Annotated in this window: 8 protein-coding genes; 5 read left to right on the forward strand and 3 right to left on the reverse strand. The window is 65.2% G+C overall.

Annotated features, from left to right (window positions below; genetic code table 11):
• Window positions 1-20: 20 nt before the first annotated feature.
• Genes OG500_RS30090 through OG500_RS30100 form a run of 3 tightly spaced genes read right to left on the reverse strand, consistent with a single transcriptional unit; the run spans window position 21 to window position 6,310 of the window.
• Complete coding sequence (locus tag OG500_RS30090; protein WP_329584610.1) at window positions 21-3,512, reverse strand: signal recognition particle; 3,492 nt, start codon at window positions 3,510-3,512, stop codon at window positions 21-23.
• Window positions 3,505-4,689: a restriction endonuclease-related protein gene (locus OG500_RS30095; RefSeq protein ID WP_329584611.1), complete on the reverse strand. Its 1,185-nt coding sequence runs from the start codon at window positions 4,687-4,689 to the stop codon at window positions 3,505-3,507. The genes OG500_RS30090 and OG500_RS30095 overlap by 8 nt, the downstream gene beginning before the upstream one ends.
• Complete coding sequence (locus OG500_RS30100) at window positions 4,682-6,310, reverse strand: PD-(D/E)XK nuclease family protein (protein WP_329584613.1); 1,629 nt, start codon at window positions 6,308-6,310, stop codon at window positions 4,682-4,684. Before OG500_RS30100 ends, OG500_RS30095 begins: the two co-directional genes overlap by 8 nt.
• A 224-nt stretch (window positions 6,311-6,534) precedes the next feature.
• Between OG500_RS30100 and OG500_RS30105 the strand changes: the two genes are divergently transcribed.
• From OG500_RS30105 to OG500_RS30125, 5 genes are all read left to right on the forward strand, one after another.
• Window positions 6,535-8,730 carry an N-6 DNA methylase gene (locus OG500_RS30105; RefSeq protein ID WP_329584616.1) on the forward strand — a complete coding sequence of 732 codons (2,196 nt, stop codon included), beginning with the start codon at window positions 6,535-6,537 and terminating at the stop codon, window positions 8,728-8,730.
• A 100-nt stretch (window positions 8,731-8,830) separates the two neighbouring features.
• Complete coding sequence (locus OG500_RS30110) at window positions 8,831-10,828, forward strand: type I restriction-modification system subunit M (protein ID WP_329584618.1); 1,998 nt, start codon at window positions 8,831-8,833, stop codon at window positions 10,826-10,828.
• Window positions 10,829-10,833: 5 nt separating this feature from the next.
• Window positions 10,834-12,132, forward strand: a complete 1,299-nt coding sequence (locus OG500_RS30115; RefSeq protein ID WP_329587826.1) for a restriction endonuclease subunit S — start codon at window positions 10,834-10,836, stop codon at window positions 12,130-12,132.
• A gap of 116 nt (window positions 12,133-12,248) precedes the next feature.
• On the forward strand, window positions 12,249-15,449 hold the full coding sequence (locus OG500_RS30120) for a type I restriction endonuclease subunit R (protein WP_329584620.1): 3,201 nt from the start codon (window positions 12,249-12,251) through the stop codon (window positions 15,447-15,449).
• Between the two features lie 148 nt (window positions 15,450-15,597).
• Window positions 15,598-17,208 (forward strand): serine/threonine-protein kinase, encoded by a 1,611-nt coding sequence (locus OG500_RS30125; protein ID WP_329584622.1) that lies wholly within the window; start codon window positions 15,598-15,600, stop codon window positions 17,206-17,208.
• Window positions 17,209-17,264: the final 56 nt, after the last annotated feature.

Raw genomic sequence — 17,264 nt, forward strand, 5'->3', positions numbered from 1 at the left:
ATCAGGTCGAGCGGAGGGGGTCAGTCCATATCCGCGAGGGCGCGGTAAAGCGGCTCGTAGAGGGCCTTGACGAGGGAGCGCTCGATCGCGGGTACCGTGGACTGGTCGTTGAAATACGGGGCAAGGAGCTCGCACATGCTGGCCAACAGGCCGGTCGTGGGCGTGTCGACGGCGTTCAAGCCAGCCTCACGAGGAGAGAACGCTGCATCGACGAAGACCACTCGTGCAGGCACCCCGCCCCGTACAAGACGGCCGATGACCTGCCACATCACCACGAGCTGGTCCCAGGTGAACGCGGTCTTCTCCGCCGCTGGGAGACTCGTCCAGGAGACCTGGCGGGTCAGGAAGCGGTTCCATTTCTTGCGGGCCGAGCGGCGAAAGGCCAGCCCGGCGAGATCCGGGCTTCCCGCTGCCAGCGCGGCTTGCCGGAACTCACGTCCAGGGCCGCGGACTTGCTTTACGGCCCAATCGTTGATGGCCTGGATCGCCAGCGCGATGTCATCGGGCCTAGGGTGCGGCCGGGCGAGAAAGTACACGCTGCCGATTGCCGCCTTGCCTCCAGGTACGACGATGTTGTGGCCGCGTTCGACAGCGAGGAGGGGTGCTACCAGGATCTCGCCGCCGGTCTTGGCAAAGGAGGCGACGTCGCCGCGCCTCAGCGTCCTGACCGCAGGATCTCTGGGCATGGCGGTCCACGCATTGTCGAGGTCGGCGTCGTCCGAGACGAGCAAGGTGACACGGCCCGTCCACTCAGGGACGGCGTTCAGGTACTCGGCCGCCCGCTTGGCCTCGGCGTAACTGCCGACCAGCAGCAGGATCCGGCGGCGGTCAGGGTCCTCGATGTCGGCCAATTCCAAGTCGAGCAGACTGGCCGAGCCGGTCAGGCTGCGGTCGGGCACGGCCAGTTGGTGCAGCATCTGGGTGAGAACCTGCGGGCGGTCCTCCAAAGCACTCCCGGAGAGCCGCAGGGCCTTGGAGGTGCCGGGCCAGTAGAGAAACTCCTTTCGGAACTCGCTGCGGAGGACGGCCTCGACCTCCTCGTCGTTGGGGCGCAGAATCGCGCCGACCGGAGCATGGACGTGATAGCGGCTCGAAGTCCCTGCCCAACTGGTCGCAGACATGAGCAGCACTTTGGGCCCGGGGCGGTCATCGACCGCCGGCAGCTCGGCCAGGCTCAGCATCAGCTCTCGGCCGACTCCGCTGCACCGGAAGAACCGCAGCTCACCACTCTGGTCTCCATCCCGATTGCGGTCGCCCAGCTGGAATTGAAAGCCCAGCACATTGCCCATCGGGGACTCCGGGATTACCGGCTCGTAGTCCTTGGGCGGCCGTCGGGACAAGACGTTGGAGGTGGATTCGAGATTCAGTGCGGCCTCAACCCTTGGCCACAGCACCGTCATGAAGTCCAATCGATGGTGCAGCGCCGCGAGTAGCAGGGTGAACTCGAACCGGGTGGCATGGGTGTCGAGATCCTTGACGACCAGAGGGTCGTTGTCCAGGAGTTCCAGCAGCGCGGCTCGCAGCCGGTCCCGAGTGGTGGACTCCAGTGGCGCGTGCAGCAGCTCCAGAGTGAGATGGACGAGGGAATTGGCAGCGGCGGTGACATCGGGGTCGAGGTCTGCACCCCGTTGCTCCTGCAGCGGTTCGTCCCGGAAGAGATCGAGGATCCGGCCGACGCGACCTCTCGTGGCCTCCCGCTGCTCCCTCGTTACCCCGCTGGGCAGGGCCTGGGACCCGGTCTCAGCTTCGGCGTCCTGCCGTAGCTCGGGGAACCAAGCACCGATCAGCCACTGGTGCAGGGTCAGCGCACTGAAGTAGTCCTCAGTGATCCACTTACGCAACGGGGCGTCTCGGATCAGCAGGGCGTACAGCCGGTCTGTAGCGCTGCTGACCGAGTTGACGGCGTTACTCCAGTCGTCGACCTCGCGCGCAGATAGTTGCAGCCGACCCTGACGAGCCAGTTCCGTGATCTTGTGCCCGGCGACCTCGTCCAACCACGAGTTCGGGGAGCGGCCGACCAGGGTGGTCGCGGGTGCGAAGGCGGTGTCCAGCTGCATCTGCACCCGGTCCGCTTCGTCCACGATAACCAGATCGCTCATCCGGCAGGCCAGTTCGAGATAGCGCAGCCGCTCGGCGTGCAGATGCTGGGGGATTCCGCTGTGAACCAGGCCGGCCGGAGTGGCTACCCAGATCTGCGCGTCGACCAGGGCACGGGCTCCGTGATGTCGGGGACACTGGGTCCACAGCGGACAGGCGTGCCGCGTCGGTGGTTTGTCCTCGCCCTTCTTCCGGGCCGTGGTGGTGTGCGGCTTGGCAGCCTCCACCCCGAGGGCTTCGAGGTCAGAGGTGAGGTGCTGCGCGTTGGTCTTGGCCACGGGATAGAGGGACAGGCACGGTGCCTCGCCGATCCTTAGCGGTTGTGTCGCCTCCAGCCCTCGAAGTGCATCGAGTGGGCAGGCGCTGCTGAGGTAGCTGAACCCGGGGCTGTCGTGCGCGAGCATCGTCGCGGCCCCGGCAGTGGCGGTCCGGCGGTGCAGGCGCTGGATGTTCCGCTCGCGGGTCGAATGGCCGAGGATCGGAGCGGCCGTTACCCCGAGGCGGTTGAACTGTTCAACCACGGTGAGTGTCTCGGCGACATCCCCGACCACGATGGTGATCCGTCGGCCGGTCCGGGTGGCGGCCCAGAAGGCCAGGATGTCGCGCACGGTCGACTTGCCGGCTCCGACCATGCCGACCAGATTGAGCAGCTTGTCGATGCGCAGGACCGTACTGGTGGTGAACTCCCCAGCAGCTTCGTCGCGTACAAGGAGCTTCACCCGCCCGAGCCGCTTGGCCCACTCGTGGAGTTTGCCGGTCGGGGCGGCTGCCTCGATGGTGTCCATTTCAGCAGCGGCGTCCTCCAGCTCTGTCCAGGTGACTTCCAGCAGCCTGCCGGCCTCTGGCGGGAGCGAGTCGAGATCATGCGGGCGCGGGTCGGGTCCGGGTACCAGGTCTGAGGTGAAGGTGACGGAGTGCCTGCGGTCGCGTACCCGAAACCAGTACTCACCAGCTTGGGCGAGTGGCAGCGGCTTGCGTTCGAAGGAAGGCGGTGAGGTGAGCAACTGCTCGTACACAGCGAAGCGTTTGGCAGCCCGCGCTGGTGACCGCCGCTCAGGTACGGAATCGAGACTTGCGAGATCGTAACCGCGAAGCTCCTGAGGCACCTGGAGGTACCTCTGGACTGCCTCTCGCCAGGCTCGGCGACGGCGCATGTCCCAGAGGTAGTGCCGGGCTCGCTGGATTTTGAGCCGTTGAGCGTCGGTGCGCACGTCCCCGAAGGCTTCGCTGTAGGGGTAGCCGCCGAACAGGGTCCAGGCGTCGGAGGCCGGCCGCGTCGGTATGACGCTTGTCAGCAGATGCAGGCCGCATTCGACGTCCAGCAGGTCACCGGGGGAGAAGGATCGGAGGTCAGCCGGCCACACGTCCTTCAATGCGGGAATGAGGCTTCGGTGCCAGTTGCTGCGATCACGCATGGCTGGGCCCTTCCTGGGAAGGCGCGGCGGGCTCCGACGAGCGGTGCCGGATGCGCCGCAACTCGGTCTTGACCCGGCGGAGCAGTTGGGAGTCGGAGAGCAGTTCGAGCCGGCCGATGATCTCGTCGGGTCCGTGGTGGTTGAAGATCCTCTGATAGGCCTCGCGCTCGTCGAAGCGGTACTGCGGAACGACTAGGAGCGCTCGGTCGTAGGGTGGATCAGGGCGTAGCGGTTGCGCATTGCGCCCGAGAAGGGCGGGGTTGGCTCTGTCCTTCACATCGATGGCCCAGACCTGCTGGTCAGGGAGTGTGATCCGAAGGTCGTACGCATCGAAGTTGGGCCACATCTCGGGCTTGAGATTGAGCGCGACCAGTGCTGTCTCCAATTCGGTCTCGGCAAGGCCGGGGCCGGTGATGAACATCCGTAGCGGCCGGGTCAGCTGGTAGACGCCTCCTGCGAGCGCCGGAGACAGCCGACGCCCGATCCGTGCGTGCCGCTCCCGCTGACAGCGGTCGAGCTCGCACCGCCAGCCACGCTGAGTACCAAGGCCGACGGGGACGAGCAAGCAATGACAGCGCTCGCACTCGGCGAACTGGTCGTCGTGCAGGTACGAGGCTGGCGCCGGCTCGTACGACCGCTTGATCGTGTCGTGGAGCAGTGCGAGGTAGAGATCCGCGCCCAGCAGAGCCAGCTCGGTCCCGGTCAGCACCGGCCTGGTAATCAGCAACTTCCGGAAGGCGGTGTACGCCTGCGGTTCCTTTGCAGCCCGAGTGGTGGTCAGCGCCTCGCGGAGCAGCTGGTTCTCGAACTCCTCTGCTGCAGGGTCCGGCGCGGAGATCGCCCACTCGAAGCACTGTTGGGTGGGCATGCGGGTCACGGTGTCGACAAGGTATCCGTCAGCCGCTTCCAGATCCGTCGGCAGCGCCAGCGGCCAGTCGCGCAGAGTGCGCTCCGCGGCCCAGCGCACCATGCCCGGCACACTGTCGGGAGGCGGTTCACCGCAGCGCAGGCACAGCAGAACCAGGTGGTTGTAGGCGCTCTGTACCGCATGCCCGTAGACCGGGTCCTGCGGGCCACGTTGCCGAGACAGCTGCACCAGAGCGGTGGCGATGAGGCGAAGTAGGTTCTCCCCGTGGAAGAACGACGAGGCGGCCGCCGCCTTGGGGGGACTAACCATTGGTCGCTCCTGTCGCTTCGTCAGTAGGGGAGATGCCGGGAGAGCTCGGGCACCACCGGGATACCGGGCAGGTCTGACAAGCCCGGCCCGGCCGGGCCTCGAAGTCCTCGTCGCCGCGCCAAGGCTCGGCCAGCTTGCGCAACACCTCTCGGGCCTTCGCCACGCGCAGTGGATCGGTTGGGTCCTCGTACAGGAGGTCCTGTCCCTGAGGCCGCAGAACCTCGAGTTCGACGCGGGAGCCTGTCAGTTCACCACCCAGCGCGCCTTCGGCGAGGAGCACCAACGCCAAGGCGAGTTGCGGGAATTCGTCGAGGAGGTCGCTGTGGTAGAAGCGGGGCTTCTGGGTGGTCTTCGTCTCGCGCCATACCCAGGAGTTGTCCTGGAGATAGATCATGTCGGGTTTCGCGATGACGATGGTCTGGGCCGCCGTGTCGTGGAAGGCCAGGGCCGGCTCCAGTTCTACCTCCGTGATCGAGCTGGCATCGCGATAGGGGCAGACATCAGTGTGATGGGCGATCATCTGCGAGCCGAGCCGGGCCCATTCGCCGGTCATCGTCCACCGTCCGCCGGTCCAGTCCCGGTCACCTCTCGGCACGTCATGCCCGTTGCATGCGGCCCGGATGCGGCCCCGGTGGCTGGTCTCCAGCCAACCGTGCACGGCCTGGCCCAGCTTGGCCTCGTCGCTGTACTCGGCCGCACGAGGCAGGTGAACGCTGCTCATGTGCGCCTGAGCTGGGCATTTGCCGTAGTACCGCAGATCGCTCACCGAGACCTTGCGTAGCGGAGCCCTCCGACTGCTGATGCCAAGGAGGCCTGGGATGCGGGGCAGCGCGTCACAGGAGGTCAAGAGCTTGCAACCGGCACAGGGGGAACCGGGTCGGGACAGGCCGCCTGCCGCGATCTCGGTGATCTCCCGACGGCCGTAGTCGGCGAAATACGCTGTGACCTGGGAGGGCGTTCCCTCGAACAGGAGCAGCGGTGGGCCACCGGACAATCCGACCTCGACGACTCGAACCTGTTCGACCGCGGTCGCGGAACCGTTCGGAGTGAACGGTTCGCTCCACGACTGGGGCCAGCGGGCCGGGGCGCCGAACGCGGTGGCGTAGGCGGCGATCGCGATCTGTCCGCGATCGCGTTCGCGCGCCCCTGCCTCGCCGAAGCGGAGAAACACGAACTCGCGCCGCCGCCCGTCCTGCGACTCGTAGCGACGGCCCCAGGCGTAGAGCTCCCAGAGCGTGCCGTTGTTCTTCTGCGCGACCCAGAAGTCGGGTACCGGCCGCATGCCGGACATGCTGCGGCCGACATAGGAACGCACCGCGTGTTCCGCGAAGGTCAGGACGCCTGGGTGCGCGGGCTTTCCGCGCCGCGCGAACTCCAGAGCAGCTTCGACGCTGTCTCCGTGGAGCTCGATCCGGTCCAATGCTGCCATCACGGGCGCAAGGGTGAAGGTCTCCAGGCGGGGCTTGGGCAGCCTCATCCCTGCCCTGGCGTAGACAGCGGGCCTGGCCCTGGCGGCTTGCTGCTCCGGACAGCTGTAGTCCTCGTCGCCGACCGTTCCCGGACCGATCCGCACCAACCCAGGGTCGCCTGCCATTGCGGGAGGCAGCAGCCACTGACGCACCACGAACTCTTTCCCCCTGCTGTTCTTCCAGACGGCTCGTGCCTAGCCAGGCAGGGTGCCGTGCGTCCCAGTCGGGATGGCTGGTGCCTCCGATGAGACCATGCGGGTGTGAATAGCGTCAACCAGGCTCGTTGGTATAGATCACGGTGCATGTGTATATGGGATGCTGGCCTGGCTGTGTATGGTTGACTTCACGGAAAACGATCTGCGACGAAGGAGGCACGATGGCGCGCGAACGAGTCGAGGTCACCTCGGCCGACATCGCCCGGATCGCTGAGGTGAAGCCCACCGCAGTGAGCAACTGGCGCCGCCGGCACGACGATTTCCCTCAACCAGTAGGCGGGACCGACCGCAGCCCGCGTTTCGATCTGGCCCAGGTGGAGGCATGGCTCAGGGGACAGGGCAAGACCGCCGTGATCCCGGCAGGGCAGCGCCTTTGGCAGGCCTTCGACTCCGTGCGTGGAGTCATGGCTCCCGATGACGCGCTGGGGATGGTCGGGCTGCTCCTGCTCCATCTGCGACAGCACCCGGGCGTCGACCTTCCCGCGAGCCGGGAGGGCTTCAGTCGGCTGATGCAGGAGGCCGAGCACTCGTTCGTCGCTGGACGCGGAGTGGGAGCTGGTGTTACGGACCTCGCGGCTCGCGCGCTCCCCTTCGAGTACGGTGCTCGACAGCTCCACCTGCTCAGCGCCGCTGCTGAAGCCGCTGCTGCAGATGGTCCGGCGCAGACGTTCGACACGCTCTGCTCTCGTCTCCTCGAGGGAGGCCCTCGGGCTGGCTTCGCGGCGACCCCGCCGGGCCTAGCCCAGCTCATGGTGGAACTCGCGGGTCCAGCCGAAGGAACGATGCTGGACCTCGCCTGCGGAAGTGGAACGCTCCTGCTCGCCGGAGCCGAGCACGGCTACACCCGCGTCCACGGCCAGGAGCTGTATCCGGCGCTGGCTCGACTCGCGGCACTGCGCCTGGCATTCCGCAATGCCGCGGAGGCACCAGTGTCCTTCGACATCCGGACGAACGACGCTCTACGGCAGCCCGAATACGCTCGTGGACGAGCTGCGGCTGCTGTCTGCAACCCTCCGTTCGCTGAACGCAACTGGGGCTACGACGAACTGACGCACAGTCCGAGCTGGGAGTACGGCGTGCCCGCCAGGCCCGAGTCGGAACTCGCCTGGCTCCAGCAGGCGCTCGCGCACGTCCGTCACGATGGAGCCGTGGTGATGCTGCTGCCTCCGGCAGTGGCGGCAAGGCCCTCAGGACGGCGCATCCGTGCGGAGCTACTCCGGCGCGGAGCCCTGCGCGCGGTGGTCTCCTTGCCGCCAGGTGCCGCCGCGCACTATGCGCTAGCCCTGCAACTGTGGGTGCTAAAGCGCCCGGGGCAAGATGCGCCGGCGCAGCGTCTGCTGATGGTGGATGCGGCTGGACGCGAGGCGGCGGGCCCGTGGCGAGCCGATGATGCCGGGTGGGCGACCGTCCGCGGTCTCGTCATGGAAGCCTGGACAGACTTCACAGCGGATCCCGACGGATTCGGTGAACGTGAGGGCCCCGCCTCATGGGGCGGCGTAGCGCGTGCGGTGCCGGTGATAGATCTCCTCGATGAGGAAGTCGATCTCTCGCCCCGCCGACACCTGCCACTGCCCACTGTGCCTGGAATCTCCCGGGCTCAGCTCATCTCCAAGCATCAGCGTTTGAGCGCGATACTGTCCGAACTCATCCGCCAGCTCCCTGAAGTGCCGAGCCCGCCGACACTCGCCCCGACTGTCGTGGCAGACGCAAGGACGGCGACACTCGACGAACTCGCAAAGTCCGGCGCGCTGTTCCTGCGGCGTGCAGCGCCGACTGCTGCTGGGCGGGGCGCCGAGGAGGTGGCCGAGAATTTGATTGAAGGTCGGGTTCTGACTGCTGGGGACGTTCTGCGCGGACAGACGCCCTCAAAGGTTGATCAGATTCCCGCCGACGAGCTACGCAACCCGCCCATCCGGCAAGGGGACGTCCTCATCCCTACCCTCGGCGACCGGATGGTCGCCAGAGTGGCCACGGCGGACGATGCGGGAGCCTACCTGTCACCCACTGTCTACCTGGCCCGAGTCGACCCGTCCGTGCTCGACCCGTGGTTCGTCGCGGGCTACCTGTCGAGTAGTGACGGCAGCCGACAGGCTGAGCGACTGACCAGCACCCTGGGTGCGTCGACGCGATTCGAACCACGTCGAGTGCGGGTGCCGCTTCTCCCTCTGGACACCCAGCGGGCATACGGCGATGAGTTCCGCCGTCTCGCCGAGTTCAACCGGACGCTAAGTGCGGCCCATGACCTGGGTCAGCAATTGGTACGCGATGCCACCGATGCGATCACTGCGGAGCTTAGTGGGGTTGGGGATGGCCCATGCGCGCTCAGCTTCGCGGCGGAGCCGGTCAGAGCTACCTGACCGGCGGGTTCATTGGGTGGGCCTGCTGGGCCCACGACAGACTTCCCTCAGCACGGATGACGGCGTGCCGCACGACGGCGGCACGATGGAGAGGACACTGGTGAGCGACACCACCACACCCAAGAACCTGGCCGACCTGATCTGGAAGGTAGCCGACCTGCTGCGGGGCGACTACAAGCAGGCGGATTACGGCAAGGTCATCCTGCCGTTTACCGTGCTGCGGCGGCTGGAGTGCGTCCTTGAGCCGACCAGGGAAGCAGTGCTCAAGGAGAAGGAGCGCTGGTCCGGCAAGTCCATGGACATCACGCCGTTCCTTCGAAAGGAGGCCCAGCACCGATTCTTCAACTCCACCGGACACACCCTGAAGTCGGTCGCTGACGCGCCCGAGCAGGGAGCCGCCAACCTCATCCGATACGTCAACGGCTTTTCCGAGAACGCCCGCGAGGTCTTCGACCGATACCGCTTCGCAGAGCAGATCGGCAAGCTCGCGGAGGCGAAGCTGCTGCATCTGGTCGTCTCGAAGTTCGCCGACACGGATCTGCATCCCAAGGTGGTCAGCAACCATGAGATGGGCTACCTCTTCGAGGAGCTGATCCGGAAGTTCTCCGAGGCCTCTAATGAGACAGCCGGCGAGCACTTCACCCCGCGCGAGGTCATCAAGCTGATGGCGGGTCTGCTCATCGCTCCTGACCTGGACGAGATCAAGGTTCCCAAGGCATCTCGCACTGTCTACGACCCTGCGTGCGGCACCGGCGGGATGCTCTCAGCCGCGGAAGACTTCATCCTCGAGCACAACGCCACGGCCAACGTCTTCGCATTCGGCCAGGAGCTCAACCCGGAGTCCTGGGCGATCTGCCGGTCCGACCTGATGATCAAGGATCAGGAGCCGGACAACATCAAGCTCGGCAACTCCTTCAGCGACGACCGGCTTCGCTACCAGAAGTTCGACTACATGCTCTCCAACCCGCCCTTCGGTGTGGAGTGGAAGAAGGTTAAGGATGAGGTCGAGCAAGAGCGTGAGGACCTGGGCTGGCGTGGCCGCTTCGGGGCTGGCCTGCCCAGGATCAACGACGGCTCCTTGCTGTTCCTGCAGCACATGATCGACAAGATGAAGCCCGTCAGCGAGGGCGGAAGCCGCTGCGCCATCGTCTTCAACGGCTCACCGCTGTTCACGGGGGCGGCCGGGTCTGGCGAGTCGGAGATCCGCCGTTGGATCCTGGAGAAGGATCTGCTTGAGGCGGTTGTCGCGCTGCCCGATCAGCTCTTCTACAACACCGGTATCTCGACGTACTTCTGGATCCTCACCAACCGCAAGGACGCTGCGCACAAGGGCAAAGTCATGCTGATTGACGCGCGAGACCAGTGGGCGAAGATGCCTAAGTCGCTCGGCGATAAGCGGAAGCTGATCACCGATCAGCAGATCGACGATATCATGCGGCTGTACGCAGAGGCGCCGACGGCTGCGGCTGATCCTGAGCATGAGCTGCATGCAAAGGTGAAGATCTTCGGTAATCGCTACTTCGGGTACCGCCGAATCACGGTCGAGCGGCCACTCAAACTGCGTTTTGAGGTCACAGCGGAAATGTTGACTGAGCTGGAAGCTACCTTGGCGGCAGGAAAGACTACCGCCAAGTATGAGTACCGCGAGCAGCTCATCGTCGCGCTGCGGAGTCTGGTGGGGGAGACGCCCACGTTCAAGAAGATCGAGTTCGCGACGGCCCTGCGGGGCGCGTATGCGGCTGGTGGCGTGGACAAGCCGCCGACCGCTGTCGAGAAGGCGGTGTGGGCCGCGCTGTCGGTGCGTGACCCGCATGGTGAGGTCCAGTTGAAGAAGGGCGACCCCGAGCCCGACCCGGAGCTGCGTGACAACGAGAACGTGCCACTGGACGAGGATATCGATGCGTACATGAAGCGCGAGGTCCTGTCGCACGTACCGGACGCTTGGGTGGACCACGAGAAGACCAAGGTGGGATACGAGATCCCCTTTACACGCCATTTCTACGTCTACCAGCCACCGCGTCCGCTGGAGAAGATTGACGCTGAGCTGAAGTCGCTGGAAGCCGAGATCCAGGCCCTTCTGGGCGAGGTGACGGGGTGAGTGTGATGCTCGACGGTACCTGGGATGTGCGCAGGGTCAAGACACTTGCTGTGAAAATTGGCAGTGGGAAGACCCCTTCAGGGGGTGGTGAGTCCTATCAGGAGAGTGGAGTTGTCTTTCTGCGGAGCCAGAATATTCACTTTGATGGGCTCCGGCTCAATGATGTCGCATACATCGACGATGTGACCCATCGTGAGATGAGAGCGTCACAGGTGCGTGACGGAGATGTTCTTCTAAATATTACCGGGGCTTCGCTTGGGCGGACTACCTACGTTCCAGCTGGATTCCCTCGCGCGAACGTGAACCAGCACGTGTGTATTGTGCGGCCGGCCTACGGTGTGGAATCTCGATTCCTGACCTATGCGCTCTCGTCGTTGACGGTTCAGGAGCAGATCTCTGCGCTGCAGGTCGGAGGAAATCGCGATGGGTTGAATTTCGAACAAGTGGGGAATTTGAGGCTTCATATTCCCCAGATGGAGGAGCAATTCCGCGTTGCCAACTTCCTCGATGGCGAGACTGGTCGCATTGATGCCCTGGTGAAGGGGCAGCAAGCCCTCTCAAAGCTCCTCCTCGAGCGCCGCGAAGCTGGTGTAATTGAGCACGTCACTGGGGCTGATCATGCAGACCATCGGGCGTCGCGCCTCGAATGGGCCGATTCGCTCCCGGAGGACTGGCCGGAGGTCCGGCTGGGCCTGCTGGCCCGCATGGGTAGTGGCCACACGCCGAGTAGGTCGCGCCCCGAATGGTGGGTCGCTCCGTCTATCCCGTGGATCACGACAGGTGAGGTCAGCCAAGTTCGTGATGACCGCCGCGAGGTGATCACAGAGACCCGGGAAAAGATCAGCGAGCTAGGTCTCGCGAACAGCGCCGCTGAGCTTCACCCTGCTGGCACGGTCGTACTCTGCCGTACTGCGTCCGCTGGCTACTCGGCGGTCATGGGGTCGGACATGGCGACCAGCCAGGACTTCGCCACCTGGACATGCGGCCCCCGGCTCGACCCGTTCTACCTGCTCTGGTGCTTGAGAGCGATGCGGCAAGATCTGCTCGGTCGGTTGGCCATGGGCTCCACTCACAAGACGATCTATGTTCCCGATCTGCAGATGCTGCGGATTCCGCTGCCAGACATCCGCGAGCAGCAGCGAATCGTGGGCGCCATCCGTGATCAGAACGCCGCGATTGATCGTTTGGTGGATGCGGTGGCTCGTCAGCTTGCTCTCCTTGCTGAACGCCGCCAAGCCCTGATCACCGCAGCCGTCACCGGCCAGTTCGATGTCACTACGGCCCGAGGGGCGAACGTGTCCTGAGTTCACTGACACCTGCGCCACCAGTAGCTGCGGCCGGCAGGTCCAATCCCCCCGTCGCTCGACGCGTCCTGGCACGACGTCGGCTGCTTCCGAATCAGTAAGGAGGGAACGCGCTCATGACCGGACGCGTCCACACGGAACAGGCATTCGAGGACGCGATCGTTGCTTCCCTACTTGCCGCCGGCTGGAAACTGGGCCAGCAAGACAACTACAGCCGCGAACTCGCTCTCGATACCGCATACCTCTGGGACTTCATCGGCGCTACGCAGCCGTTGGTCCTGGAAACGCTGAAGGCCTTCTCTGGCGGCGATGCTGACCTCGCCATGGCCGAGTTCGCGCGTTTCCTCGCTCGGGAACTCGACACCCGCGGTGCCCTCGACGTCCTGCGCAATGGTGTCAAGGACCGCGGCGTCCGCATCAACCTCGCCTATTTCCTGCCGGCTCACACCGTTGCCGAGGACGCTCTCGACGAGTACCGCGGCAACCGGCTCTCCGTCGTTCCTCGGCTCTGCTACTCAGCCCTGAACTCCAACGAGCTTGATCTGGTCATGTTCGTTAACGGCATCCCAGTGGCCACGGCCGAGTTGAAGAACCCGGCTACCAACCAGACCGTTGAGCACGCCAAGGAGCAGTACCGCAGCGCCGCCCGTGACCCGAAGGAGCTGATCTTCGCCAAGCGCACCCTCGTCCACTTCGCAGTCGACCCGGATCTCGTCTTCCTCACCACTCGTCTGAAGGGTCAGCAGACCGGTTTCCTACCCTTCAACCAGGGCACCTCCGGCCCTGGAAACGACGGCAGCGCCGGAAACCCTGCCATCGACCCGACCCAGCCCAACGTGCCCGCCTATCGCACCTCCTACCTTTGGGAACAGGTCTGGCAGCCGGACAACTGGCTGGACCTCATCAAGCGGTTCCTGCACGTTGAGGACCCGAAGACGGCGAAGTCCAAGGGTCGTGCCAACGGAGGCGTCGCGGTCGCGGGGCGTACGAGCGTCCACAGCCAGACACTCATCTTCCCGCGATATCATCAGTGGCACGCCGTCCGCGAGCTCGCCGCGCACGTGGCTCGGTACGGCTCCGGCAGTAACTACCTCGTCATGCATTCGGCCGGCTCTGGCAAGTCGAACACAATCGGCTGGCTCGCCCACCGCCTGTCCACTCTGCACGGCTCGGCCGAGCCCGGTGCACTCGACCCAGAGACGGTGGAGAACGGGCGCATCGAGGTCAACAAGCCGGTCTTCCACAAGATTGTCGTGGTTACCGACCGCTCCGTCCTGGACAAGCAACTCCAGGACACTATCTTCCAGTTCGATCACACCCCTGGCGTGGTCGAGCGGATCACGGGCTCAGGCGGTTCCAAGTCCGCCGAGGTGAAGGCGGCGCTCTCCAACACTGCCACCAAGATCCTCATCGTGACGGTGCAGACCTTCCCCTACATCCTCGAAGGTGTCGGCGGTCTCGCCGACAAGCGGATCGCTGTCATCGTTGACGAGGCGCACTCCGGTCAATCCGGCGATTCGGTCACCAAGTTGAAAAAGGTGCTGCGCGGTCTCGGGGCCGATGACACCGACGAGGACCTCGACCCCCTCACCTCGTCCGCGCTTTCCCGAGGCAGGCATCCCAACCTTTCCTACTTCGCCTTCACCGCCACCCCCAAGCAGAAGACCCTCAACCTCTTCGGTGTCCACGATCCGGCCGCCGACGAGATGCGGGCCTTCCACATCTACTCCATGCGCCAGGCCATCGACGAGGGGTTCATCCTCGATGTACTGCGTAACTACACCACCTACAAGACCTACTGGAAGGTCGCCAAGGAGGGCGCGGAGGATATTGAGGTCAATCCGGACAAGGCCGGTGCGCAGTTGGCCCGACTGGTTTACCTCAACCCGGCGACCCTCAGCGCCCACGCGGAGGTGATCGTCGACCACTTTCAGCGCAACACCAAGCGCCGGCTCGGCGGCCAGGCCAAGGCTATGGTGGTGACGCGCTCTCGGGAGAGCGCGGTGCGGATGTTCTACGCGCTGCGCGAGGCGGCGGACGACCTCGGCCTGACCGACGCTGGCATCCTGGTTGCCTTCTCCGGCTCGCTCACCGTGGACGGCATCGAGGTCAGCGAGGCACAGCTCAATGGCTTCTCGGAGAGCGAGTTGCCGGCGGCCTTCGCCTACACCCGAGCCGGCGACCAGCACGCCGCCGCTCGTACTGGCAAGCCCGGAGGCGCACCATCGCGCAGCGAGTACCGCATCCTGGTGGTCGCCGACAAGTACCAGACCGGCTTTGACCAGCCGCTGCTGACCACGATGTACGTCGAGAAGCCGCTGGCGGGCGTGGCTGCCGTGCAGACTCTCTCCAGGCTCAATCGAACCCACCCCAAGAAGAGCCAGGACGACCTCTTCGTCCTCGACTTCGCCAATGAGGCCGACGACGTCCAGGAGGCTTTCAGGCCTTACTTCACGGAAGCCCGCACCACCCCCAGTGACCCCAACATCCTCTACGCCGCCCAGCGGGCGGTGATGGGCCATCAACTGCTGATGGTGCCGGAAATGCAGGCTTTCGTGGACGCCTTCCTCGGCGCCCAGCCTGGCGGTGACGAAGGCGGCCGGCAGTGGGACAAGCGGCACTCGGCGCTCTACCAGTTCACCGACCCGGCACTGCAGCGCTTCGAGCGGCTTGCCGCTGAGGACCGGGACGCCGCCGAGCTGTTCCGTTCAGACCTCAAGGACTACCTCAAGAAGTACGGCTTCCTCTCCCAAGTCATGCAGTTCATCGACACCGACCTGGAGCGGCTCTACCTCTTCGGCAAGCACCTGCTCAACCGCCTGCCCGCCCGTCAGGACCCGGCGGTGGACATAGGAGAGATCGACCTGACTCACCTTCGGGTGAACAAGACAGGCGAGCACGACCTCCACCTGGAGGGAGACAGTATCGAGTTGCTGCCCGGCTTCGACAGCAGCGCCGCCGGCATCGTCCACGACCCGCGCAAGGCCTTGCTGTCCGAGCTGATTGAGGAGTTCAACGATCGCTTCGGCCTGGGCCTGAGTGAAGCCGACCGGCTGATGTACGAGGAACGGATCGTCGCCGCTGCGGAGGACCCGGACCTGGAGCAGGCAGCGGTCGCAAGCCGGAACGAGGGCGACTTCGAGTTGCCTTTCGATGATCGTTTCAAGGACATCATGGTGGAACGGGCCGAGGCTGACACCAAGCTAACCGAGCGGTTCTTCTCGGACGACGACTTCCAGGGTCGCCTCACCCGCGAGGCGCGCCGGGCTGCGTACCGAATGATCCGCCGTCGGCACGGGCTCTCGGACACGACCTGAGTTCGCTCGTGGTCTGCCCACTGTGACGGGCAGGCCACGGGCCGTACGGAAACGGTCTGGACGGGGCGCTATTCCGCCCGTCACAATGATCACTTCGTACCGTATCGGTGACTGCCGGTGCACACGGGAGAACAGGGGCGCTCCGACCATGCCACAGCAAACCATCGCCGGCCGCTACGAAATCGTGGCGCCGATCAGTACCGGTGGCATGGGCCAGGTATGGCGCGGTTACGACACCGTCCTGGACCGGGAAATCGCGGTCAAGTTGATCCGCCCCGACGTTGCGTCCGGCTCTTCCTCGCTGCGCGAGGAGTTTATCGCGCGCTTTCGGCGTGAGGCGAGGGTCACGGCCAAGATCGACCATCCGGGTGTCCCTGCCGTCTACGACGCGGCCTTTGACGACCAGGTTGACCGGCTCTACCTTGTGATGCAGTTGGTCGACGGAGTCCCACTCAGTCAGCTGATCAAGGAACGGGGCCGGTTCTCACTGAGCTGGTCCGCCGCCGTCGCCGCTCAGATCTGCTCCGTACTTGTGCATGCCCACGCGCTGCCTGTGGTGCACCGGGACCTCAAGCCAGGCAACCTCATGGTTGCCCGCGGTGGTGCCGTCAAGGTGCTCGACTTCGGCATTGCCGCCGTTCTGCGCACCGATGTCACGCAGATCACCACGGCGGGTCAGATCATCGGCACGAAGGCGTACATGTCGCCCGAGCAGGCTGAATGCGGCGCGGTCAGCCCGCGCAGCGACCTCTACGCTCTGGGCTGCATCCTGCATGAGTTGCTGACCGGCGTTCAGGTCTTCGACGGGCCAGGTGACTACACCCTGATGCGTCAGCACGTTACCGAGCCTCCTACCCCGGTGCGCCAGCTGCGTGGCGGCCTCACCGCTGATATCGAAGAGCTCATCCTGCAGTTGCTGGCCAAGCGGCCGGAGGATCGTCCGGCGGACGCCCACGAGGTGTACGAGCGGCTTGCCCCTCACCTTCCTGCTCCGGACGATCCATCAGTCCGTGAGCAGGCCGACCCGATCGGCGCGCTGCCTGACCCGACCCGTCCCTATCGCAGGCCACTCGCGCCCCGCCCCCGTGTCTCTGATCCACGACTTGCCCGGCCGACTCCCACAGTGCTCGACGCCGCCGTGCCTCCGCTTCCTCCACTGACTGGCGTACAGCCACGGGTGCCTGAGGTCAGCAGCGAGGAGTTGGACGAGGCCTACAACCATGCGGTGTCGCTGGTCGAGGACGAGCGGTTCTCGCAGGCTGCCGAGGTGCTCGCCGAGGTGCTCGCCGGGGCGGCAGCCCGAGGGGAACACGACCCCCGGGTACTGGAGATCCGTCGGACTCGGGCGGCCGCACTCTTCCTGGGCGGCGACTACCGCCAGGCATTGCCAGAGTTCGACGTCCTCGCAGAGGCATACATCGCCCTCGGCGGCCCTGACGACGTCGAAGCGCTCGACTGTGCTCGACAGGCTGCCTATTGCCGTGCGGAACTGGGCGATTCCGTCGAAGCCCTCGTGCAGTGCCAGTCGGTCCTGGCGAGGGTCCGGGCCCGCTATGGAGAGCACGACGAGGAGACCTTCGGACTCCGTCGGCACGTCGGCCTGTTGCTCTCTGCCGCCCAACGACGATCGGAAGCCATCGCGGAACTCGAAGGCTTGATGATCGACATGACGGCTCGGTACGGAGCCGAGGACCAAGAGACGATGGAGATCCGCGATCTGCTCACCAAGATCCGGTTCGTGGGCGGGGCCGTGGACTGACCCCGGCTACTCGATGTCACTCGTACTCGCATAAAGGACCCCGCGAGATCGTCGGC

Source organism: Kitasatospora sp. NBC_01250 (assembly GCF_036226465.1).
Lineage (GTDB): Bacteria > Actinomycetota > Actinomycetes > Streptomycetales > Streptomycetaceae > Kitasatospora.

Bases quoted from the DNA above. Each gene is read 5' to 3' on its own strand.
- OG500_RS30090 (WP_329584610.1), bottom strand. From the start codon at position 3,512: ATGCGTGATCGCAGCAACTGGCACCGAAGCCTCATTCCCGCATTGAAG.
- OG500_RS30115 (WP_329587826.1), top strand. From the start codon at position 10,834: ATGCTCGACGGTACCTGGGATGTGCGCAGGGTCAAGACACTTGCTGTG.
- OG500_RS30105 (WP_329584616.1), top strand. From the start codon at position 6,535: ATGGCGCGCGAACGAGTCGAGGTCACCTCGGCCGACATCGCCCGGATC.
- OG500_RS30120 (WP_329584620.1), top strand. From the start codon at position 12,249: ATGACCGGACGCGTCCACACGGAACAGGCATTCGAGGACGCGATCGTT.
- OG500_RS30125 (WP_329584622.1), top strand. From the start codon at position 15,598: ATGCCACAGCAAACCATCGCCGGCCGCTACGAAATCGTGGCGCCGATC.
- OG500_RS30095 (WP_329584611.1), bottom strand. From the start codon at position 4,689: ATGGTTAGTCCCCCCAAGGCGGCGGCCGCCTCGTCGTTCTTCCACGGG.